General features: G+C 57.8%; 17 protein-coding genes. 10 read left to right on the top strand and 7 right to left on the bottom strand.

The genetic code is table 11. The features are described 5' to 3' along the window. Window positions 1-14 precede the first annotated feature (14 nt). Window positions 15-782, bottom strand: a complete 768-nt coding sequence (locus EYC95_RS07015) for a helix-turn-helix transcriptional regulator (protein WP_131059704.1) — start codon at window positions 780-782, stop codon at window positions 15-17. 112 nt (window positions 783-894) lie between these two features. Here EYC95_RS07015 and EYC95_RS07010 point away from each other — a divergent pair, with 112 nt between their 5' ends. Beyond that, window positions 895-1710 (top strand): sulfite exporter TauE/SafE family protein, encoded by an 816-nt coding sequence (locus EYC95_RS07010; protein WP_131059703.1) that lies wholly within the window; start codon window positions 895-897, stop codon window positions 1708-1710. Between the two features lie 6 nt (window positions 1711-1716). Here the strand turns inward: EYC95_RS07010 and EYC95_RS07005 are convergent, their stop codons facing one another. From EYC95_RS07005 to EYC95_RS06985, 5 genes are all read right to left on the bottom strand, one after another. Next, window positions 1717-2706, bottom strand: a complete 990-nt coding sequence (locus tag EYC95_RS07005; protein ID WP_131059702.1) for a hypothetical protein — start codon at window positions 2704-2706, stop codon at window positions 1717-1719. A gap of 335 nt (window positions 2707-3041) precedes the next feature. Beyond that, entirely contained in the window at window positions 3042-3755 is a 714-nt protein-coding gene (locus EYC95_RS07000; protein ID WP_131059701.1) for an HNH endonuclease signature motif containing protein, read from the bottom strand. 115 nt (window positions 3756-3870) lie between these two features. Continuing rightward, complete coding sequence (locus tag EYC95_RS06995; protein ID WP_131059700.1) at window positions 3871-4404, bottom strand: Bro-N domain-containing protein; 534 nt, start codon at window positions 4402-4404, stop codon at window positions 3871-3873. A 411-nt stretch (window positions 4405-4815) separates the two neighbouring features. Further along, window positions 4816-6066 (bottom strand): ribonucleotide-diphosphate reductase subunit beta, encoded by a 1251-nt coding sequence (locus EYC95_RS06990; protein WP_017340233.1) that lies wholly within the window; start codon window positions 6064-6066, stop codon window positions 4816-4818. A gap of 539 nt (window positions 6067-6605) precedes the next feature. Then, on the bottom strand, window positions 6606-6869 hold the full coding sequence (locus EYC95_RS06985) for a DUF2790 domain-containing protein (protein ID WP_010457261.1): 264 nt from the start codon (window positions 6867-6869) through the stop codon (window positions 6606-6608). A 475-nt stretch (window positions 6870-7344) separates the two neighbouring features. On the opposite strand from EYC95_RS06985, the gene acs reads away from it, so the two are divergent. The 7 genes from acs (at window position 7345) to argR (ending at window position 15392) form a co-directional block, all read left to right on the top strand. Continuing rightward, entirely contained in the window at window positions 7345-9300 is a 1956-nt protein-coding gene (gene acs / locus EYC95_RS06980) for an acetate--CoA ligase (protein WP_131059699.1), read from the top strand. Window positions 9301-9996: 696 nt separating this feature from the next. Next, window positions 9997-10770, top strand: coding sequence for an ABC transporter substrate-binding protein (locus EYC95_RS06975; protein ID WP_131059698.1), 774 nt, complete (start codon window positions 9997-9999; stop codon window positions 10768-10770). 90 nt (window positions 10771-10860) lie between these two features. After that, entirely contained in the window at window positions 10861-11550 is a 690-nt protein-coding gene (locus tag EYC95_RS06970; protein WP_131059697.1) for an ABC transporter permease, read from the top strand. Beyond that, on the top strand, window positions 11547-12245 hold the full coding sequence (locus EYC95_RS06965) for an ABC transporter permease (RefSeq protein ID WP_131059696.1): 699 nt from the start codon (window positions 11547-11549) through the stop codon (window positions 12243-12245). Before EYC95_RS06970 ends, EYC95_RS06965 begins: the two co-directional genes overlap by 4 nt. A gap of 1 nt (window position 12246) precedes the next feature. Next, window positions 12247-13371 (top strand): M14 family metallopeptidase, encoded by a 1125-nt coding sequence (locus tag EYC95_RS06960; protein ID WP_131059695.1) that lies wholly within the window; start codon window positions 12247-12249, stop codon window positions 13369-13371. Between the two features lie 27 nt (window positions 13372-13398). Further along, window positions 13399-14163, top strand: a complete 765-nt coding sequence (locus tag EYC95_RS06955; RefSeq protein ID WP_131059694.1) for an ABC transporter ATP-binding protein — start codon at window positions 13399-13401, stop codon at window positions 14161-14163. Window positions 14164-14411: 248 nt separating this feature from the next. Next, complete coding sequence (argR, locus tag EYC95_RS06950) at window positions 14412-15392, top strand: transcriptional regulator ArgR (RefSeq protein ID WP_131059693.1); 981 nt, start codon at window positions 14412-14414, stop codon at window positions 15390-15392. A gap of 1 nt (window position 15393) precedes the next feature. On the opposite strand, the gene EYC95_RS06945 is transcribed toward argR, so the two are convergent. Further along, window positions 15394-20259 (bottom strand): dermonecrotic toxin domain-containing protein, encoded by a 4866-nt coding sequence (locus EYC95_RS06945; protein WP_131059692.1) that lies wholly within the window; start codon window positions 20257-20259, stop codon window positions 15394-15396. Window positions 20260-20545: 286 nt separating this feature from the next. Here EYC95_RS06945 and EYC95_RS06940 point away from each other — a divergent pair, with 286 nt between their 5' ends. Together EYC95_RS06940 and aruF are read left to right on the top strand one after the other, a co-directional pair. Further along, the gene (locus EYC95_RS06940) at window positions 20546-21766 is read left to right on the top strand and encodes an aspartate aminotransferase family protein (RefSeq protein WP_131059691.1); all 1221 of its coding nucleotides are present in this window, start codon (window positions 20546-20548) and stop codon (window positions 21764-21766) included. Window positions 21767-21970: 204 nt separating this feature from the next. Beyond that, window positions 21971-22990: an arginine/ornithine succinyltransferase subunit alpha gene (aruF, locus tag EYC95_RS06935; RefSeq protein WP_131059690.1), complete on the top strand. Its 1020-nt coding sequence runs from the start codon at window positions 21971-21973 to the stop codon at window positions 22988-22990. The last annotated feature ends 68 nt before the right edge of the window (window positions 22991-23058 follow it).

The raw sequence follows: 23058 nt of genomic DNA, 5'->3' as shown, positions 1-23058 counted from the left end.
TTTTTTGATTTTTGCTATGTCGCCCCCTCCATCCAGACGGACGGTGCCTGCCCCAGCACGCGGCGAAACATGGTCGAGAATGCCGCTGGGCTTTCATAGCCGAAATCCAGTGCAATTCGCGTCACCGGCGTCCCCGCCGCCAACCGCGCCAGGGCCAGCACCACGCAGGCCCGCTGGCGCCATTGGCTGAAACTCAAGCCAGTCTGATGACGGAACAGCCGATTAAACGTACGCAGGCTGATGTGCAGCTGATCAGCCCATTGCTGCGGCGATTGATGTGCATCGGGCCGCTGCAAAAAGCCTTGGCACAACCCCAGCAACCGCGCATCGACCGGTAAAGGAATGTGCAACGGCAAGTGAGCACTGCGCGCCAGTTCATGCAGCAGCAAGTCGATCAGCGCGCCATCGCGCCCGGCCTCGTCATACGCCAGCGGGATCTCCACCGCCTCCATCAGCAAGTGCCGCATCAACGGCGACACACTGATCACCTGGCAACGAACCCCCAGATCCACCCTCCCGGGTTCGATGTACAAGCTCCGCGTGCTCACCCCCAGCATCAACACCTCATGCGCCACCCCCGCCGGAATCCACACCGCCCGCTGCGGCGGCACCACCCAGTTGCCGTCGTGCGTGCTGACCTGCATCACCCCCGTGGCGCCGTACAGGAGTTGTGCCCGCCGATGTGTATGACGGGGCAACACGTGACCGTGGGAATAATCCGTACCGATCGCCACCACTGAGCGCGGTGTGTCATCCAGCAGATTGATCGAAATGTTGCGCATTGAGCAGCTTCCAGCAGTTGGCGTAAACGCGAACATTATTGGCTGACTTGCTGAAGCAGGCCAAGGCGCATCGCTCTATTGTCAGCGGCTCTCAATTAATGGACGACGCGTGATGTTTTATCTCTTGCTGGCATTTTTCGGGTGCATGACTGGCGTTACTGCGGTGTTGTTCGGCTTTGGCGGTGGCTTTGTTGTGGTGCCATTGCTTTACCGCATGCTCGTGGTTAGCCATGGTGCCGATGACCCGATCGGCCAATCGGCGATGCACATTGCCGTGGCGACTTCGACCTGCGTGATGATCGTTAACGCATTGGTCGCCACGGGAAAACATCACCGAGCGGGTAATCTCATTCGCCATTACCTGTGGCCGTTGGGTGGGTTTATCGGATTGGGCGCAATCGTCGGAGCGGTCGCGGCGATGTGGGTAAGTGGCGAGGTGATTCGTTATGCCTTCATCGCGTACTTGGGCGTGACCATTGCGGATTGCCTGTTCAGACGCGGTTTTCTGACAGCGTCCGACACCGCAATCCCACGGCGGTTGGGGAGGGCAGAAGTGTCTGGTGGTGGCGTAGGAATCGGCGCGATCGCGACGTTTCTCGGCGTGGGCGGCAGCGTCATGACCGTGCCGTTGTTGCGTCGTTGTGGGCTGAGCATGAGTCAGGCGACGTCCATGGCCAATCCGCTAAGCCTGCCGGTGGCGTTGGCCGGGACGCTGACTTACATGGCGATGGCGGGGTTCACCGCGTCTGATCTGGGGCCTTGGTTTATCGGCTATGTGGATCTGCTGGCGTTTGCGGTGTTGACGATGGGATCGTTGGTGGGGATTCGATTGGCCACCCCTTGGATCGGGCGGATTCCGGACCGAATACATGCGCGGGTATATGTGGGTTTGCTGGTGCTTGTGATGGTCAGCATGTGCCTGAATTGAACGCCTTCACTTCGCCTCCAACCCCGGCGCCTCACGAATAATAAAGTGATCCAGGTTCTCGATATTCGCACTGAACACCCCGAACGTCTGCTCTGGGTTTTTCTTGCTTGGTACCTGCTTCAACTCCGGCGTCACGCCATAAAAGAAGCAATACAACTCCGCTTCGCTGTCGATGGCATGCTTGATCTCTTCCAGAAACGCTTTGCGCTTGCGGTAGTTCTCGATCAACTTCTTGCTCAGGTAAACGTTGACTGAATACGGCTTCTTCTTCGCCTCGTCCACCTGCTTGAACCAGACCTTCTGCTCGAAATCGATGCGAAAGCTTTGCGTGTAATCCTTGATCTCCTTGATCTTGCCCCAGTAAATCAGCCCCTTGTTGTCCTGGAGATACTCAATCTTCTTGAAGAACGACCCATAAGGCGCCGTGTGCTCGCCAATCTTCAGCGGCATGCGCTTGAGCAGTTCCTTGTCCTCGAAGTTCGACACAAAACACTCCACCGGGTGGGCGAAGACACTGGTCTTGTCCGGCGCCGATTCACGGCTCGGATGCTCGACATCACTGGCCGATGAAGAGGGATTCGGATCGTCCCGCACCACATCCGCCGCCACCGCCGGGTTCGACGGCTTTCGCACATACTCACGCCGAGTCAGCAACAACTCCGACGGGAAATGCTCCTCGCGGCTGTCATCCATTTCCGCACCGTCCGCGTCCACACCTGACGCCGACGCCTTGAGACTGACATAAGGACAATCTGCCACATGCCGGGTGCTGGGCGTGTTCTTGAAGTGCGGGGTGCGCACGTAATTCACGTTCTTGGCGTTGAACGTGGTCAGCACATTCAACCCATCGAAGGCCGCCCTGCAGGCGTCATTGGGACATTGGAAGTGTTCCTTGGCGGAATCGAACTCCATGGTTTCATCGAAATTCAAATCGCGCACGTCATAGATCGACAGCTTGTCGTCGAGGCTGAGGCAGTAGGCGAGGTCGAATTTCATGGCGGGCTCGGGTCCTTGAGTGGGGAAGGGTATTAATAGCGGGAGGCGGGGCGGGTTGCACTGACTGTTTTCAACACACCGCAAAATCTGCGGCGACACACCAAACCTGTGGGAGCGAGCTTGCTCGCGAATTTCGGCAGTAACTCGGCTGATCTATCGAGCGCTAACTCTGCAGCAACGCAGCACACTGTGGCGAGGAAGCTTGCTTCCGCTGGGCTGCGCAGCAGACCCAAATCGGTAACGCGGTGCATCAGGTAGATCGAGCTGTTTGCATGGCGACTGCTTCGCAGCCGAACGGGAGCAAGCTCCCTCGCCACGAATTGCATTCAGCTCGATTACTCACGTCTCAGCCGTGCGACGTTGTCATAAAGCCAAGCAGTAAACTCATCCCTATCGCTTGAGTAGTGACAACGTCTATGACAATTAGGGCATAACGCCACGGCGTTCTTCGGACGATCCGAGCCTTTCTTGGCCAAATGCTTAACATGATGGACTTCAAGGTAAGGCAATCCGTCAGAGCGCAGAAACGGAGCTTTTTGCTTGCATCCTTCGCAGCGACCTTCGGATTGTTTCAATATCCAATCGGAAATCTTCTTCGCCCGTGCATACCTAATCGTTGCGGTGCTGATCTGTGTGGGATTCAGAATTCCTTCCGGCACGTCGTCAGCATGGGGTGGGGCAGCCTCTATCAGCCGATAAGTAACCTGCTGGTTCGCTGGCTCGGGTGTAAGACGGAAGCGGTCGATATTTTTCTCGGCAAGTATTTTTCGAACCCGGCTGCTGATTCCGGTGCCGACGTTCTTTGCAGGTACATAGCCAACTATGTGTCTCAGACCCATTTGCGCCATTACGGCCGAAATGTTTTGCATGCGGTACTCAACCGATGAAGCACTGCGCTTGCTCAACGGTCCTTCGCGCAAAAGACGATTCTCGTCAGCCTTTTTTATCGGTTGATTGCTCAATTCGAGACTCAGCATCTTTAGGTAAGCATCAACCGAAGCCTCTAGCTCTCGGTCATCCCAGCCAGTTCTTTCTTTTGGAGTGTCCATACAATCGCCGAGGGTTGAAAACCCTCGGACGATACTGAGTGGCCATTACGACGTCTACGAAAATTCCTACAAACAATAGCGACGAGTCTTGCGATTGATCCTACAGGCGCGTCACCTATCCCACCTGCTGCTTCGAAGACTGAAACACCTCCACAACCTTCCGCCACCAAGGCTTAACCACCGTGACCCGCCGCCGTGTGCGGTTGAGCAACAGATAAGGCATATCCCGCAGCCGAATCCAGCCTTCATCCTGCCAATGCAACAGGCTCAACGACATCTCCGGCCAATCCAGCAAACTCAACATTGGTTGATCAGAGTTCTTTGACTGCCCTGCATCGCGCAGGGCTGGCACCACTTGATGGGTCAGCCACTCGCGCAACAGCCGATTCCCCGGAACGTAGTGATAGACGAGCAACGCGTACACGCCGGACTCGCTGAGCATCAACCGCTTCTCAGGTTGGCCGTGATACTCAATCAAGAGTGTATGCCGCTGATCCTCGTCCAGTTTGCTAACCACCCGATCACTCAAATGGAAACCCATTAAGCGACCGAGATCACGGGCGCAAAACCACGGTTGGTTTTCCAAGAGCAGGGCGTTGAGGTGGAGGTTATGACGGATGAAGACCGTGGGAATGAAAGGATCAGGCATGATCGCGCTCCGCAGATACGGAGGATCTGAGCGATTTTTGTGTGCGCATATCGAATACCTCTACGAATAAATGGGAATGCCTTAACCCGACGTAGAGGATGTAAGAAATCCCAACGAGCAGTTTATTTGCACAGGAACGCGGATTTGTCTTAACGACATCCCGAGGATCTGTGCGAACAATTCTGCTTCTACGTTGGGCGTTTCTTAGGCACCTGCATTGAGCTTAGAGGTGCATGAACCGGGCATCAATCAGGAAAGGGATATGGGTGCTGTAGGAGTTTTAATAAAGTGGCGTAGGGTCGGTTAAAGATTATTCCAGGCAATAAAAAGCCCCGATAAAATCGGGGCTTTCAGGTTTTCGATTTGTCGATTTCTAACTCGTAATCGTCAAATCGCGGCTAGCGCCAGGAATCAATCCCAGCTCAACGCCCCACCAGTCTGATACTCGATAACCCGAGTCTCAAAGAAATTCTTCTCTTTCTTCAAGTCCATAATCTCGCTCATCCAAGGGAACGGATTCGTAGTCCCCGGATACTCTTCCTTCAACCCAATCTGCGACAGACGACGATTCGCGATGAACTTCAGGTAGTCCTCCATCATCGCCGCATTCATCCCCAACACCCCACGAGGCATGGTGTCCCGCGCGTATTCAATCTCCAGTTGAGTCCCCTGCAGAATCATCTGGCTCGCTTCTTCCTTCATCTCGGCATCCCACAAGTGTGGGTTTTCGATTTTGATCTGGTTGATCACGTCGATGCCGAAGTTCAGGTGCATGGATTCATCGCGCAGGATGTATTGGAACTGCTCGGCGACGCCGGTCATTTTGTTGCGGCGGCCCATGGAGAGGATTTGGGTGAAGCCGCAGTAGAAGAAGATGCCTTCCAGAACGCAGTAGTAGGCGATCAGGTTGCGCAGCAACTCTTTGTCGGTTTCAACGGTGCCGGTTTCGAACTTCGGATCGGAGATCGAGCGGGTGTATTTGAGGCCCCAGGTGGCTTTTTTCGCGACCGATGGGATCTCGTGGTACATGTTGAAGATCTCGCCTTCATCCATGGCCAGCGATTCGATGCAGTACTGGTAGGCGTGGGTGTGGATCGCCTCTTCGAAGGCCTGGCGCAGGATGTACTGGCGGCATTCCGGGTTGGTGATCAGGCGGTACACGGCCAGGACCAGGTTGTTGGCAACCAGGGAGTCGGCGGTGGAGAAGAAGCCGAGGTTGCGCATCACGATGCGGCGTTCGTCGTCGGTCAGGCCTTCCGGGTCTTTCCAGAGGGCGATGTCGGCGGTCATGTTGACTTCTTGCGGCATCCAGTGGTTTGCGCAGCCGTCCAGGTATTTCTGCCAGGCCCAGTCGTACTTGAACGGTACGAGTTGGTTGAGGTCGGCGCGGCAGTTGATCATGCGCTTTTCGTCGACGGCGACGCGGGCGGAGGCGCCTTCGAGTTCGGCGAGGCCTTCGGCGATGTCGAGGTTGTCCAGGGCAGCTTTGGCACGGGCGATTGCGGCAGAGTCGTTCGCGGTAACGGCGCGAGCTTCTTGAGCGGCGACACCACCAGCGGTGTCGAGTCGGTCCATGTTGGCTTCAGTCGCGTGGCCGGCGTTGGCGCCTTTTACCACGGTCTCGCCGCTGTCTTCTTTGTCGAATTCGTCCCAGCTCAGCATGACGTGTCGTCTCCTGCGTGAGGGCCAGTTGCCCGTGTGAAAACTGATTGGTTGTTTTTCACACGGCCGTACTGGCCGCGTTGGATAGCGTTTTTTGCAGCGGTACACGCAGGCAAATAAACATAATTTTGTACGGGGTTCTGAGAGCCACTGATGGGCGCAGTGAGCGACAAACGCTTCTGCGGGGCTTCAGACTGGCTTTCGTTCCTGTAAGGGAATATTGCAGGCCCGTTTAAGGCCGCATTATAAGGAAATTTTTGCCGGCGTGGTGCGGCGAATCGGCTCATGGAGTGGCCGAAAGTGATGGTTTTTGGAGCAAACCGAGGGATTACAGGGCTTTGGCCGGTACAGATTTTTTTTCGTTAATTTTGACGCTGAATCAAATTTGTTCAAAAAACAGCCAAAAACGGCGTTTTTCACTACATCTTGTGGTTTGCAAGGGATTTCGCCGCTTCAAAACACAACTGAGCCCGACCGAAGCCGGGCTGGAATCGACCATCAGCGATCAGCTGAAAGGGGCTGACTCGGTGCAGTCTCGATCAGCCATTGGTGCAGCCGTTACCCATGATGCTGTAGCGCAGGATGTGGCGTTGACCTTGGGAGTCGTCGTATTCCATTTTCACCGGAACAACTTCGCACACATTAGGGACTTCACTCATGGAGATAACTTTGGCGATGTCCAGGTGAGTGGAGTAAGTGTATTCCTCGATGGCTGGTTTTTGCTGTGCGACATCAGTCGGGACCTCGTCTGCCATGGCGGTTGCGCACAGGCTGGAGAGGGCCAGAACTAATAAAGCTTTCATTTCAGATTTACCTTTTAGAGGTCGAATGGGGTCACGCAACCTTTTCGGGGTTGCGTGTGGAGCTTGATTAAAAGTTTTGGATTAACGCCCTTCGTGGGGGCTGTAACTTGGTTAATCACGTTGCCTTGTTGGCGAGACGGATTTTAGGCGTGGGGTCTGCATTCATATAGGTGGGCTTTTGATAAACACCTTTGACAGATTCTGTAACAATCACCGAATAAGGTTGTGTTAACCGTTTGTTTGCGGTTTTGACGACGTGGTTTTTCGGGTGGACCGCGTTATCGTTCTTCGCGGTCAAGTCGGATCGCCGCACCGCTCGCTCCTACAGGGGGTTGCGTACGTTTAGACGGCGTATTCCAGGCTTATCACGATAATTTGTAGGGGCTTGTTACTACCATCGTCGAATGGTTCTATAGGCCCGGCCCGGCTACAACTGGGGTCATACAAAAACAACTATTCCACCGAGGTAAGAAAGATGAGTGCGGCTTCTCTGTATCCCGTTCGTCCCGAGGTAGCAGCCAACACGCTGACCGACGAGGCAACCTACAAAGCCATGTACCAGCAGTCCGTCGTCAACCCGGACGGATTCTGGCGCGAGCAAGCCAAGCGCCTCGACTGGATCAAGCCTTTCACCACGGTGAAGCAGACCTCCTTCGACGATCACCATGTCGACATCAAATGGTTCGCCGACGGCACCCTGAACGTTTCCTACAACTGCCTCGACCGTCATCTGGCCGAGCGCGGCGATCAAGTCGCGATCATTTGGGAAGGGGATGATCCTGCCGAAAGCCGCAACATCACCTACCGCGAGCTGCACGAACAAGTCTGCAAGTTCGCCAACGCCTTGCGCGGCCAGGATGTACACCGCGGCGACGTGGTGACTATCTATATGCCGATGATTCCCGAAGCCGTGGTCGCCATGCTGGCTTGCACCCGGATCGGCGCGATTCACTCGGTCGTCTTCGGTGGTTTCTCGCCGGAAGCCCTGGCCGGTCGCATCATCGACTGCAAATCCAAAGTGGTGATCACCGCTGACGAAGGCATTCGTGCCGGCAAGAAGATCCCGCTCAAGACCAACGTCGACGACGCGCTGACCAATCCGGAAACCAGCAGCATTCAGAAAGTCATCGTGTGCAAGCGCACCGGTGGCAACATCAAGTGGAACCAGCATCGCGACATCTGGTACGAAGACCTGATGAACGTGGCGGGCAGCGTCTGCGCGCCGAAAGAGATGGGCGCCGAAGAAGCGCTGTTCATCCTTTACACCTCCGGTTCCACCGGCAAGCCTAAAGGCGTGCAGCACACCACCGGCGGTTATCTGCTTTACGCCGCCATGACTCACGAGCGCGTGTTCGACTACCGCCCGGGCGAAATCTACTGGTGCACCGCCGACGTCGGCTGGGTCACCGGCCACACGTATATTGTCTATGGGCCGCTGGCCAACGGCGCGACCACGGTGCTGTTCGAAGGCGTGCCGAACTATCCGGACATCACCCGGGTGGCGAAGATCGTCGACAAGCACAAGGTCAACATCCTCTACACCGCGCCAACCGCGATCCGCGCGATGATGGCGTCGGGCAAAGCCGCCGTTGAAGGCGCCGATGGCAGCAGCCTGCGTCTGTTGGGTTCGGTCGGTGAGCCGATCAACCCGGAAGCGTGGGACTGGTACTACAAGAACGTCGGCCAATCCCGTTGCCCGATTGTCGATACCTGGTGGCAGACCGAAACCGGCGGCAACATGATGAGCCCACTGCCGGGCGCTCATGGCCTCAAGCCGGGTTCCGCGGCACGTCCGTTCTTCGGCGTGGTGCCGGCGCTGGTGGACAACCTGGGCAACATCCTCGAAGGCGTTGCCGAGGGCAACCTGGTGATTCTCGATTCGTGGCCAGGCCAGGCGCGCACCCTGTACGGCGACCATGACCGCTTCGTCGACACCTACTTCAAGACCTTCCGTGGCATGTACTTCACCGGCGACGGCGCACGTCGCGACGAAGACGGTTACTACTGGATCACCGGGCGTGTGGACGACGTGCTCAACGTGTCCGGCCACCGCATGGGCACCGCCGAGATCGAAAGCGCGATGGTTGCTCACCCGAAAGTTGCCGAGGCGGCCGTGGTTGGCGTGCCGCACGACATCAAGGGGCAGGGCATCTATGTCTACGTCACGTTGATCGGTGGCGAAGAGCCGAGCGAGCAATTGCGTCTGGAACTGAAAAACTGGGTGCGTAAAGAGATTGGTCCGATTGCTTCGCCGGATGTGATTCAGTGGGCGCCGGGGCTGCCGAAAACCCGTTCGGGCAAGATTATGCGTCGGATTCTGCGCAAGATTGCTACCGCCGAATACGATGGGTTGGGGGATATCTCCACCCTGGCGGATCCGGGTGTAGTGCAGCATTTGATTGATGAACACAAGATCATGAACGTCGCTTAATTCGCGTTCGGCGTCATCGAAGCCCCATCAGGTGTTGAGCCTGGAGGGGCTTTTTGTTGCCTGATGTTTTTGTGTGGGCAGTGCTGGCCTCTTCGCGGGCAAGCCTCGCTCCTACAGGTTTTGGTGTTGTTCACAAATTATTTGATCGACTCAATCCGTAGGAGCGAGGCTTGCCCGCGAAGGCGAACTGTCAGACACCCCATAAACAACGCCCAATAATTATCGGCTTCTTCCGTAGGCCAATTCCCACTGTTACCCGCCCCCATTCAAGTAACTGAATGTGTAACCGCCCATCCCGATACGGGGCATTGGGAAACGCATAGCCCCATTCCCGGGCCTCTCCGACCCCTGTAAAAAATAAGACATAACGCTGTGCTTGCCGGATTAGAAGGGTTTGCCAATAATAGGCCCGCAATTTGCAACATAGATCGGTTCACTGTCTTTTGCTCTTGCATGAATTTGCAAGGCTGTCAACGCGCTAAAGCGGCTTTCTCGGTGCTTCTGTAATTAGTTGTCGCATTGAAGAAATATCGGCTTCGGGCCTGTCGTTAGAATGCCGATCACTCGCTCGTTGTTGCTCGCGTTGAAAAAAGCGCGCGGTTCCTACGACGCAGCATCGCTTTGCGGTTCCACTCATTCGCATATTGGGCTGTCGCTCACTCTGCCGTTTTAGCCCTTTACCGATGGAGTCCCAACATGAAGAAACTCGTGCTGATCGGCGCCCTGGCACTGTCCGTGCTGTCCCTGCCAACCTTCGCCGATGAAAAGCCTCTGAAAATTGGTATCGAAGCGGCTTACCCTCCGTTTGCTTCCAAAGCACCGGACGGCAGCATCGTTGGTTTCGACTACGACATCGGCAACGCCCTGTGCGAAGAGATGAAGGTCAAGTGCGTGTGGGTCGAGCAAGAGTTCGACGGTCTGATCCCGGCGCTTAAAGTGCGCAAGATCGACGCGATCCTGTCGTCCATGTCGATCACTGAAGACCGCAAGAAGTCCGTGGACTTCACCAACAAGTACTACAACACCCCGGCACGCCTGGTCATGAAGGCGGGCACTCAAGTCAGCGAAGGCCTGGCTGAACTGAAGGGCAAGAACATCGGCGTGCAACGTGGTTCGATCCACGAGCGTTTCGCCCGCGAAGTCCTGGCCCCGCTGGGTGCCGAGATCAAGCCGTACGGTTCGCAGAACGAAATTTACCTCGACGTGGCCGCTGGCCGCCTCGACGGCACCGTGGCAGACGCTACGCTGCTGGATGACGGTTTCCTGAAAACCGACGCCGGCAAAGGTTTCGCCTTCGTTGGCCCGGCCTTCACCGACGTCAAATACTTCGGCGACGGCGTGGGTATCGCGGTTCGCAAGGGTGACGCGCTGAAAGACAAGATCAACACCGCGATCACTGCCATTCGCGAGAACGGCAAGTACAAGCAAATCCAGGACAAATACTTCGCCTTCGATATCTACGGCAAGTAACAGTCCCGGCGACAAGTCCGAAATGGCGCAAGCAACAGGATCTCTGAGGTTTGCGCCATTTTTTCATCCCAACTTTCGAGGACCTGAATCATGTTGAAAGGCTACGGGGCTGTCATCCTCGATGGCGCATGGCTGACGCTTCAGCTCGCCTTGTCGTCCATGGTCTTGGCCATTTTTCTGGGTCTGATCGGCGTCGCGCTGCGTCTGTCCCCGATTCGCTGGCTGGCCTGGCTGGGCGACCTGTATTCCACGGTGATCCGCGGTATTCCCGACCTGGTGCTGATTCTGCTGATTTTCTACGGCGGTCAGGACCTGCTCAACCGTGTCGCGCCGCTGCTCGGTTTTGACGACTACATCGACCTGAACCCGTTGGCCGCCGGTATCGGCACCCTGGGCTTCATCTTCGGTGCGTACCTGTCGGAAACCTTCCGTGGCGCCTTCATGGCAATCCCGAAAGGTCAGGCAGAAGCCGGCATGGCGTACGGCATGAGCAGTTTTCAAGTGTTCTTCCGGGTGTTGGTGCCGCAGATGATTCGCCTGGCGATTCCGGGTTTCACCAACAATTGGCTGGTACTGACCAAGGCCACCGCGCTGATTTCGGTGGTGGGTCTGCAAGACATGATGTTCAAGGCCAAGCAGGCGGCAGATGCTACCCGCGAGCCTTTCACCTTCTTCCTCGCAGTGGCGGCGATGTACCTGGTCATCACCAGTGTCTCGTTGCTGGCATTGCGTCACCTTGAGAAGCGCTACTCGGTAGGCGTAAGGGCGGCTGATCTATGATCTTCGACTACAACGTCATTTGGGAGGCCTTGCCGCTGTACTTCGGCGGTTTGCTGACCACCCTCAAATTGCTCGCGCTGTCGCTGTTTTTCGGCCTGCTGTGCGCCTTGCCGCTGGGTTTGATGCGCGTCTCCAAGAATGCAGTCGTCAATTTGACGGCTTGGCTCTTCACCTACGTGATCCGCGGCACGCCGATGCTGGTGCAGCTGTTTTTGATCTACTACGGTCTGGCGCAGTTCGAAGCGGTGCGTGAAAGCGTCTTTTGGCCGTGGCTGTCCAGCGCGACGTTCTGTGCGTGCCTGGCCTTCGCGATCAACACCAGCGCCTACACCGCGGAAATCATCGCCGGCAGCTTGCGGGCTACACCGAACGGCGAGATCGAAGCCGCCAAGGCGATGGGCATGTCGCGCTACAAAATGTACCAGCGCATCCTGCTGCCGTCGGCCCTGCGTCGGGCGCTGCCGCAGTACAGCAACGAAGTGATCATGATGCTGCAGACCACCAGTCTGGCGTCCATCGTGACCCTGATCGACATCACCGGTGCCGCGCGTACGGTCAACGCTCAGTTCTACTTGCCGTTCGAGGCGTACATCACGGCGGGTGTGTTCTACCTGTGCCTGACCTTCATTCTGGTGAAGCTGTTCAAACTGGCCGAGCGCCGCTGGCTGGGCTATCTGGCCCCGCGGAAGCACTGATATGGAACGCATCGATCATTCATTGCCGTGGAGCCACCTGGGCAGCGAACGCCAGATTTCGGTGTTCTGTTTCGGCAATAGGGAGCGCAGTGGCGGGCGCAAGGCTTACATCCAGGCCAGCCTGCACGCCGATGAATTGCCGGGCATGCGCACGGCCTGGGAGCTGAAAAAGCGCCTGACCGAACTCGAAGCCCAAGGCTTGCTGAACGGTGTGATCGAACTGGTGCCGGTGGCCAATCCGCTGGGCTTGGGTCAATTGCTTCAGGGCAGCCATCAAGGTCGTTTCGAAGCGGGCAGCGGCAAGAACTTCAACCGTGATTTCGTCGAACTGAGCGCGCCAGTGGCCGCAGCGCTGGAAGGGCGCCTGGGCGATGATACTCACGCCAATATTCAGCTGATCCGTCAGGCCATGAGCGATGCGCTGGCCGCGTTGCCGCCGGCTGCGAGTCAGTTGCAAGGCATGCAGCGCATTTTGCTCAGCCATGCCTGCACCGCCGATGTCGTCCTGGATCTGCACTGCGATTGCGAAGCGGCGCTGCACATGTACGCCTTGCCGCAGCACTGGCCGCAGTGGCGTTCGCTCGCCGCGCACCTGAATGTGAAAGTGGGTCTGCTGGCGGAAGATTCCGGCGGCAGCTCCTTTGACGAAGCCTGTTCGCTGCCGTGGTTGCGACTGTCGCGTCTGTTTCCTGATGCGCAGATTCCCCTGGCCTGCCTGGCGACTACTATTGAATTAGGTGGTCAGGCCGATACCGGTCGCGCCGAAGCCTGTGCTTACGCCGAAGGCATTCTGGCGTTCCTCGCCGAACAAGGCTTGATCAGCGGCGAATGGCCAAAACCTGCCCAGGACGCGTGCGAAGGCCTGCCATTCGAAGGCACTGAATTGCTGTTCGCGCCGCACCCTGGCGTGATCAGTTATTTGCGTAAACCCGGTGAATGGATCGAAGCCGGCGACGAGATTTTCGAAGTGATCGATCCGTTATCGGATCGGGTCAGCACGGTGTGTGCTGGTACGTCCGGGGTGCTGTTTGCCATTGAACGGCTGCGTTATGCCCAACCCGGTTTCTGGCTGGCCAAGGTGGCGGGGCGCGAAGCGCTGCGTCACGGGCGCTTGCTCAACGACTGACTGACTGTTTTTGTGAGAACCGACCGCATGTACAAACTTGAAGTCCAAGACCTGCATAAACGCTATGGCAGTCACGAAGTGCTCAAGGGCGTGTCCCTGAAAGCGGCGGCTGGCGATGTGATCAGCATCATCGGCTCCAGTGGCTCCGGCAAAAGTACTTTCCTGCGCTGCATCAATCTGCTGGAGCAGCCACACGCGGGCAAGATTCTGCTCAACAACGAAGAGTTGAAGCTGGTCGCCAACAAGGACGGCGCGCTGAAGGCGGCCGACCCGAAACAGCTGCAACGCATGCGTTCGCGCCTGTCGATGGTGTTCCAGCATTTCAACCTGTGGTCGCACATGACCGCGCTGGAAAACATCATGGAAGCGCCGGTCCACGTACTCGGCATGTCCAAGGCCGAAGCCCGCGAGAAGGCCGAGCACTACCTGAACAAGGTCGGCGTGGCTCATCGTAAAGATGCTTACCCGGGCCACATGTCCGGCGGCGAACAACAGCGTGTCGCGATTGCCCGTGCGCTGGCGATGGAACCTGAGGTGATGCTGTTCGACGAACCGACCTCGGCGCTCGACCCGGAACTGGTCGGCGACGTGCTGAAAGTCATGCAGTCCCTGGCGCTGGAAGGCCGGACCATGGTGGTGGTCACGCACGAAATGGGCTTCGCCCGTGAAGTGTCGAACCAGCTGGTGTTCCTGCACAAAGGTGTCGTCGAAGAAAGCGGCAACCCGCGTGAGGTGCTGGTCAATCCACAGTCTGAACGTTTGCAACAATTCCTCTCGGGCAGCCTGAAGTAAACCGAACTCCCGTTGCGCACCGGGATAGTGCATGCTTCGCAAGCTAAAGGCTGGCCCCGACCCCCTGTAGGAGCGAGGCTTGCCCGCGAAAGCGGTGGTTCAGTCAACATCATTGCTGTCTGAACCACCGCTTTCGCGGGCAAGCCTCGCTCCTACAGGGGATCTCTGCTGGTTTTGAGATTTGTGTTCATTTACGGGCTAGCATTGGCCCATGCCTTCATCACTGTTTTCGTTTCGGATTGCCCGCCATGACTGCCCATCGAATTGGTTTCCTGATTTGGCCCAGCACTAAAGCACTGACGCTTGCGCTGGCTGAGGAGGCCTTGCGTGTTGCCCAGCGTGTGCATCCGGACGTTGTCTACGAACTGTCGTTTTTGCAGGCCGAACCGCCGACCGAAGGCGCCTGGCAATTGCCGGGTGAGCCGTGGGCCGGCAAGCTCGAAAACTTCCAGAAGCTGTTTCTGCTCGCCGATGAGCCGCCGACCACCCTCGCGCCGGCGCTCAGCAGTTCGCTGAAGCAGCTGGTGCGAGCCGGTTGTGTGATCGGTGCTTTGTCCGCCGGTGTCTACCCGTTGGCGCAATTGGGTTTGCTCGACGGTTACCGCGCTGCCGTGCATTGGCGTTGGCAGGACGATTTCGCCGAGCGCTTCCCGAAAGTCATCGCCACCAGCCATCTGTTCGATTGGGATCGCGATCGCCTGACCGCGTGCGGCGGCCTGTCGGTACTCGATCTGTTGCTGGCGGTGCTGGCCCGTGATCACGGTGCCGAACTGGCCGGCGCTGTGTCGGAAGAACTGGTGGTCGAGCGCATCCGTGAGGGCGGCGAACGTCAACGCATTCCGTTGCAGAACCGCCTGGGCTCCAGCCATCCGAAGCTCACCCAAGCGGTGTTGCTGATGGAAGCCAACATCGAAGAGCCGCTGACCACCGACGAAATCGCCCAGCACGTGTGCGTATCCCGTCGACAGCTGGAGCGGATCTTCAAGCAATACCTCAACCGAGTGCCGAGCCAGTACTACCTGGAACTGCGCCTGAACAAGGCCCGGCAGATGTTGATGCAAACCAGCAAGTCGATCATCCAGATCGGCCTGTCGTGTGGCTTCTCCTCGGGGCCGCATTTCTCCAGCGCCTACCGCAACTTCTTCGGCGCCACGCCGCGGGAAGATCGCAACCAGCGGCGCAGCAGCAGTCCATTTGAATTGTCGTCGGTGCCGTCCGAGCGCGGCTGAATTACTCGTCGATCTCGGAGCCCTCAGAGGTGGAAACCTGCATTTCACCTCGGTTGATCACTTCTTCTACGCCAAAGTCAGCCCCTGTGTGTTCGAAGTAACTGATCAGCCGTAACAGGCTTTCCTCGGTAAACGGGTTGCCTCTCAACGTGATGTTCTCTGCAGTTTCAGCGGGCAGCTCCATCAGGTCACTGGGCACCTCGGTGATTGCATTCGTGCTCAGGTCTGCCCAGTCCAGGTCAGTCAGTTGGAACAGACCGTCCGGTAGTTGCGTGATGCCGGTGTCGTTGAGCAGGATCGTCGAGAGCTCCGGCGTCTGACTCAGATCAGGGGTGCGCCCCAGTGGGTTGAAGCCCAGGTCGAGGTAATCAAGCTGCTCCATTCCAGCCAATGCGTTTGCCGTCTCTGCTGACAGACTGACCCGGCAATCGGGAAGCGACAGTGAGCGCAGACGTCCCATCTTGAACACCGCGTCGGGAATGTTGCCAAGTTCACATCCGCGCAGCCTCAGGCTTTTGAGGTTGGGAAAGGACTCGAGGAAACGCCCGATGCGCGTTACGCCATCGGCACTGCGGACCTCCAGTGCGGAAACATGCCTGAAGCCCGCACTCAGGGTCGGCAGTTCTCCATTGATGACCGGGCGGACAGTGAGTTCGAAAGTCGGCTCAAGCGATTCATTGAAATCATCCAGTTCGGACTCATGCTGCCAGCACTTCTCAAGCGCCTGCTTGAATTCGTCACGGTTGGCTTGCTCGGCAAACAGTTGGTCGGCGCTGAAAAGTTCGCCGGTATCGGGATGCCGGTCCGGAATGTCGGCGGTCCAGGCAGACAGATCATTTCGCAGTTGGGTGAGCTCTTCCTCAAGGCGCGTCAGATAGGTGCGGCCATCCTCCAGCGTTCCCGGCAACTCATACACGAACTCGCTGGCCTGTTCGACTTCCATGCCGGGGTACAACGCCTTGACGCGATCAATATCTGCCTCGGGGGCATAGACGCCCATGTCATAAGCGGTCTCGAAGTGGTGTTGCTTGATCAGTTCCCGAGACCTGATCGAAAGCGGATTGTGCGTGAGGTGTACGCCGCGCTTTTCGTACAGCGAGCTCTCGAATAACCCGGCAGGCAACTCGCTGATGCGGTTGTTCATCAGCAGGAGGGCGTCGAGCTTTGGGTGTTGCAGAACGCTGGCCGGAATCTCTGTCAGGTGGGTGTCGCTCAGATCCAGATGCGCCAGCTCGCTCATCGTGTCGATGCGCGGCAGGGTTTCAAACGGATTCTTGTACAGGTCCAGCATGCTCAGCTTGTTCAATGACGTCAGTTTCGACCACGTGGCCGCGTCGACCCTGATGCCGCAATCGCTTAACACTAAGGCACGAAGGTCTGGCATTCGGCTAACGGCGTCGGGGAGGGTGGCCAGGGAGAAGCGGCGTAATTCCAGACGGCGTAGTCCACTGAAGCCCTGTAGAAAACCCGGAATACCCTGCGCGGCACGATTGCCTTCCAGGGACAGCAGCGATACGTGACTGAAATCGGCACTCAATGATGGCAAGTCACCGACGATCGGCTCTGCAAACCTGAGCGTGTACCGGCTAATCCCATCCGGCGTGTCGAAGTCCCGGTCGGACTGCCGCCGCCAGCTGCGCTGGATTTCCTGAGCCAGCAATCGGCGATTGTTTCTCTCGGCCTGTTGATCCAGCTCGCTGAGTGGGCGGCCGGTTTCAGGATGAACAGTGGGTGCGTCATTTACCCACGCGTGCAGATCCTTATGCAGTCGGGCCAACTCCCTGCTCAAGCGTGAAAGTTCTACGCGAGCGCCATCGGGATGAAGTTGCAGCGCCTGGACAAAGGACTGCATTTCCTCTTGAGGCAGGTTGGGGTAAACCTCGCGAACCCGATCGTTGAGCGTAGGTGTCTCGCGGTTGACTCGACTGTAACCCTGCGTACCACCGGGCAGGCGCATGGTGGTGGGGTCATAAAACGGTTTTCGACGGGGATTTTTTGCGAACAGCGTGCGTAATGCCGGTTGCTCCAGCGCGTGTTCGGCGATGCGCTGTTTAAGTGCCCGGGCGTCTGTGATCGAAGGGTTCAGCTTATTGCGCTGTGCATCCGGCAGCGCCTGGAACAGGGCGTGGTAAAAATCACCGGACGTCGATTCATTGTCTGGGTGAACCTGGTAAGTCCCGTCTTCAGCGCGAACCAGTGTTTTTAGCATTGGCGCATTGGGCAGGCCAATGCTGTCGCGCACGGCCCCCTCGGCAGAGTAATCCCTCACTTCGAGACGCAGCTCGGCTGGCAAACCGGGCAGTGAGTTCAGGCTATGCAAGGCCAGTCGGTGGGTGTCGGTGTTGTCCAGCGCTTCGGAATAAAAACCTTCACAGGCTCGGGTTGCACGCACGGCCTCCATGGCTTTCAGTGCCGCGTCCTTGAGTCGCTGGGGCGTGCTGCCGTTGTGCAGCTGTTTTAATTCAGTGCCGCAGGCATTGCTCACCAGTTCCTGGGCGATATCGCTCGGTAACCCCGGCACGTCGTCGAGCAGTCGCTGAACCCGCGGATCGTTGGTTTTTTCCTCTGCTCGATAACGCAAATCGAACAGCGATTTTTGGTGGTTCCGGGCGAGTTCGACGGTCCGTTGTCTGAAGGCTGGCGTTTGGGCTTGCGGTGTCGGCATGGGGGTGTCGACAGGCCAGTCGTCGTAACCGCTCAGGAGTTGATGTTGCAGGGCCGTGTCAGCCTTTCGATAGTGCTCGGGTTGATCACTGCCGATCTGCTCGATAAAGGTTTCAATGTCCCGATTGATCCTGAAGCGTTTGATCGTGTCGGTCAGCAACGAAGGCGGGCGATAATGCTCGACATGCATTTCGCGCACGGCATTGTCGTGGAAACCGCTGACCCGCAGGATCTGTTCGCGCTCGGCGCCGCTGAACGACTCGACACCCTGGCCGAGACGACGCATGACCGTTTCCCGGTCCCAGTTCAGCGGCTGTTCCATTTCTGTGTGCCAGGCACCGTGATTGTTATGCAGCAGAGACGGCTGGTAAGCATCGGCCCGGGTCGGATGCTCAATCTGAAACGCGCCCGAGGTGCCATCGGATTTCACGGCGTACAGTTTTCCTTCCAGCGGCAGCAGCATCTTGCCCCCGTGGTGATAGAGGCCATGCTGATCGGGTTTTGCGCCTTCGGGCAGCTTGTGTGCCTGTTCGTAAGGTGTGAGATCCGGCTTCCAGTAGCGGGTTTTCCCATCTGACGTTGCGACGGGTTTGAGCGGGTCGACCAGCGCGACAGCTTCGCGCGAAAGCAGGCGGCTAAAGGCGCCGGCAGCGATAGCGCCGCCGACCGCGAATGTGCCCACCTCAACCACTGTTTCGACAAACGTCATCAGATGCCCGAAAGCTTCTGTTTTCAGCCCTTCGGCCAAATCCACAATGCCTTCGAAGGTTTCGTCGAGTAACTGGTAAGCCATGTAGCCCAGCATCAATTCGCCGAGAAACGGGACGAACGGCAATGCAACGAACGTCGCGATTTCAAGGAGTGTGGAAGCCACTTTGCTGAAGGCGTCCCACAAGGCCCATCGCGCGTTTCGGTCGGCAGCGGCGGTGGAAACGGCAAGCGTACTTGCATCGTTGAGGATCTTGTTCAGCTGTCGCTGATAAAGATGATTCCACAGGTCCGCGCTGAACGGCGTCATCGAAAACCGCAGATTGGGCCTGTCGACGGGCGTTTCGCGCCAGCTCGGCAGTGGGTCGCCACGCTTGTGTTGATGCCAGGTCACGCTCTGGAGACGACGGTTGAGATCAGCGAAGAAATGGCCCCTTTCCTCGTGTTCGACGAAGCGGCTGAAGAACGTCTGATAAGCAGACGTGCGCAGCTTTCGGGTCAGTTCGGTCATGAACGCCAGGGTGTTCGGGTATTCCTTGAGCGGATGCTCTGGATCGTCGGGAATGTAGGCGATGATCCGTGTTCCCTTGCGTGCGCGCTCTAGGCTCGCTGCGAAAATGACAATCCCGGTCAGAGAGGAGGACATTAGGGTCAGGTCATGACCGTACAGCGGCTGGCCATCCAGTCGCGCACCCGAACGTCCTTCCAGAATGCGCAGGATCGAGAGATGGGCATCCTCTGGAATGTCCTTGCGGATATAAGCCATTTGCAGCGCAGCTTTGAGTGCCGCTTTGTGCGAGCTGATTACCTTCGATCTCACCACCGCACCGGCGACCGGGTTGGTCAGTCCCAGATTGTCTTTGAGGTACGTGTTGTACCGGGCGCCGATATCCAGTTCCCGGCACAGCCGCGCAAAGGCCGCGACGGTAAGCTTCTGTTTGACCGCGGGCAGCGTATCGAACTGCCCTGTGGGCGACGGTTCGGTAATGAACGTCGAGGCGGACTCGTAAGCATCAGACGCCGTTTCCGATTCCTGAAAGTTATGCAGGACGGCGTCGAGCAGCGACACGGTCCAGGTGCGCGCGGCGCCGGTCTTGATCCCGAACCAAGGCACGGTTTGTGGGATGTACAGGCGCAGGAAAGTGGTTTTAACGTCCAGTTCCAGATCAAACCGGGTTTTCAGGGCGGCGCTCAGCAGTGGTTCGGCAAAGGCTCGTGCGCCTTGCAGTTTCGACAGCGTTGCGTCCAGGTAATTTCGATGGGTCCAGTGTTCCTGACTGAGCTTTTTCAGCGACTGGTGTTGCAGAGATGTCGCAGTGCTATGCCCGCTCGACTTCGTAAGCTTGGCGTTTTTCAGGGCACTGCGGGTGCCGGACGATGCTTCTAAAACCCAAGCCGGCAAATTGTTGAACAGGTGATGGTAGTGATCGTCCGGCTGCGTGGCAGATTCACTGCCGGCAGCATTAGAAGGACGATCGTTTTCGTGTCGACTCATGCGCTATTCCCTTAGCGTTTGGATGAGTCGCCAGCAAAACAGACGATGATTCGTTCCGTGCGGTACATATTTACCGCACCGTTCCACAAGCCTGCCTATAACCTGTGCTGGCGGTTTAAACTGCGCCTTTGCGACCCTATATGTCGCATTGCCGTAAACCCGGGGAAAACCGGGGTTTGCGCTATAAGAAGTTGTCGCTTGGCGGCAAGGCCGGGCTGAAAACTGTCCTTACAATCCCCCCATCGCTCGCCAGTTTCCGGCGAGTGTTCCTCATCAGGAGACTCCGATGTCCGTTGAGCACGCTGCGGTAGAACGCGCCGATTTCGACCAGGTAATGGTTCCCAACTACGCGCCCGCCGCCTTCATTCCTGTGCGTGGTGCCGGTTCCCGTGTCTGGGACCAGTCTGGCCGCGAGCTGATCGACTTCGCCGGCGGGATTGCCGTTAACGTATTGGGCCATGCGCACCCGGCGCTGGTCGGTGCCTTGACCGAGCAGGCAAACAAGCTGTGGCACGTGTCCAACGTGTTCACCAATGAGCCGGCCTTGCGCCTGGCGCATAAGCTGATCAACGCCACCTTTGCCGAGCGCGCCTTCTTCTGCAACTCCGGCGCCGAAGCCAACGAGGCCGCCTTCAAGCTGGCCCGTCGCGTCGGCTTCGATCGTTTCGGCAGCGAGAAGTACGAAATCATCGCCGCGCTCAACAGCTTCCACGGTCGTACCCTGTTCACCGTGAACGTCGGTGGCCAGTCGAAGTATTCCGATGGCTTCGGTCCGAAGATCACCGGTATCTCCCACGTGCCGTACAACGATCTGGCCGCTTTGAAAGCCGCCATTTCCGACAAGACCTGCGCCGTGGTGCTGGAGCCGATTCAGGGCGAAAGTGGTGTCATCCCGGCCGAACTTGAGTACCTGCAAGGTGCCCGCGACCTGTGCACCGCGCACAACGCGCTGCTGATCTTCGACGAAGTGCAGACCGGCATGGGTCGCACCGGCCATTTGTTCGCCTACCAGCATTACGGCGTGGTCCCGGACATCCTGACCAGCGCCAAGAGCCTGGGCGGCGGTTTCCCGATCGCGGCGATGCTGACCACCGAAGACCTGGCCAAACACCTGGTCGTCGGCACTCACGGCACCACCTACGGCGGCAACCCGCTGGCGTGCGCTGTCGCTGAAGCCGTGATCGACGTGATCAACACTCCTGAGGTGCTGGCCGGGGTGAATGCCAAGCACGACAAGTTCAAGGCTCGCCTGGAGCAGATCGGCGAGAAATACGCCATCTTCACCAAGGTCCGCGGTATGGGCCTGTTGATTGGTTGTGTGCTGAGCGATGCCTGGAAAGGCAAGGCCAAGGACATCTTCAACGCCGCCGAGCGTGAAGGCCTGATGATTCTGCAGGCCGGCCCGGACGTGGTGCGTTTCGCGCCAAGCCTGGTGGTTGAAGACGCAGACATCGATCAGGGCCTGGATCGTTTCGAACGCGCCGTGGCCAAGCTGACGCAAGCCTGATAGACCCTTCGACGCCTGACATTTCAGGCGCCGAACCCAATTTTCATGCCGGACCCGCTTTTCTGTAGGAGCGATGCTTGCCCGCGAAGGGGTCGTGTCAGCCACCATCATCATCGGCTGACACACCGCCTTCGCGAGCAAGCTTCGCTCCTACAAGGGTTCGGCTTATTTTCCCCAAAAGAGTTACGAGAAAGGAGTGACACCATGCTGGTGATGCGCCCCGCGCAAATGGCTGATCTGGGCGAGGTACAGCGTCTGGCTGCGGACAGCCCGATTGGTGTCACTTCCTTGCCGGATGACGTTGAACGCCTGAGCGACAAGATCGCGGCAAGCGAAGCGTCGTTTTCTGCTGAGGTCAGCTTCAACGGTGAAGAGAGCTACTTCTTCGTCCTCGAAGACTCGGTCACCGGCAAATTGGTCGGTTGTTCGGCCATCGTTGCCTCCGCCGGTTATTCCGAGCCGTTCTACAGCTTCCGTAATGAAACCTTCGTGCACGCCTCCCGCGAGCTGAAGATTCATAACAAGATTCACGTGCTTTCGCAGTGCCACGACCTGACCGGCAACAGCTTGCTGACCAGTTTCTACGTGCAGCGCGAGCTGGTGGGTTCGCCTTGGGCAGAGCTCAATTCCCGTGGTCGTCTGCTGTTCGTCGCCAGCCATCCGGAGCGTTTTGCCGATTCCGTGGTGACCGAGATCGTCGGTTACAGCGACGAAAATGGCGACTCGCCGTTCTGGGATGCCATCGGTCGCAACTTCTTCGACCTCAACTACGCCGCGGCCGAGCGCCTGTGCGGTCTGAAGAGCCGGACGTTCCTCGCTGAATTGATGCCGCATTACCCGATTTACGTGCCGTTGCTGCCGGACTCCGCGCAAGAAGCGATGGGCCAGGTGCATCCACGGGCGCAGATCACCTTCGACATCCTGATGCGCGAAGGCTTCGAGACCGATCACTACATCGACATTTTCGACGGTGGCCCGACGTTGCATGCCCGCGTCTCGGGGATCCGTTCGATCGCCCAGAGCCGTGTAGTACCGGTGAAAATCGGCGAGCCGGTCAAAGGCGCCGGTCGTCAGTACCTGGTGGCCAACGCCCAGTTGCAGGATTACCGCGCCGTGTTGCTTGAGCTCGATTACGCGCCGGGCAAGCCAGTGACCCTGGATCTGGAAGCGGCCGAAGCCCTGGGCGTCGGTGAAGGTGCGAGCGTGCGCCTGGTGGCGGTTTAACGCCTGCTTTAATTCCTGGATAGAAATGTCTGGAAAGCAGCGAAGTTTCACGGGTGGCGTCAGCGGCC

This window comes from Pseudomonas sp. BGI-2 (assembly GCF_004310295.1).
Classification (GTDB): domain Bacteria; phylum Pseudomonadota; class Gammaproteobacteria; order Pseudomonadales; family Pseudomonadaceae; genus Aquipseudomonas.
The sequence above is the reverse complement of the archived record's forward strand: the minus strand, read 5'-3'. Positions and strand labels throughout refer to the sequence as shown.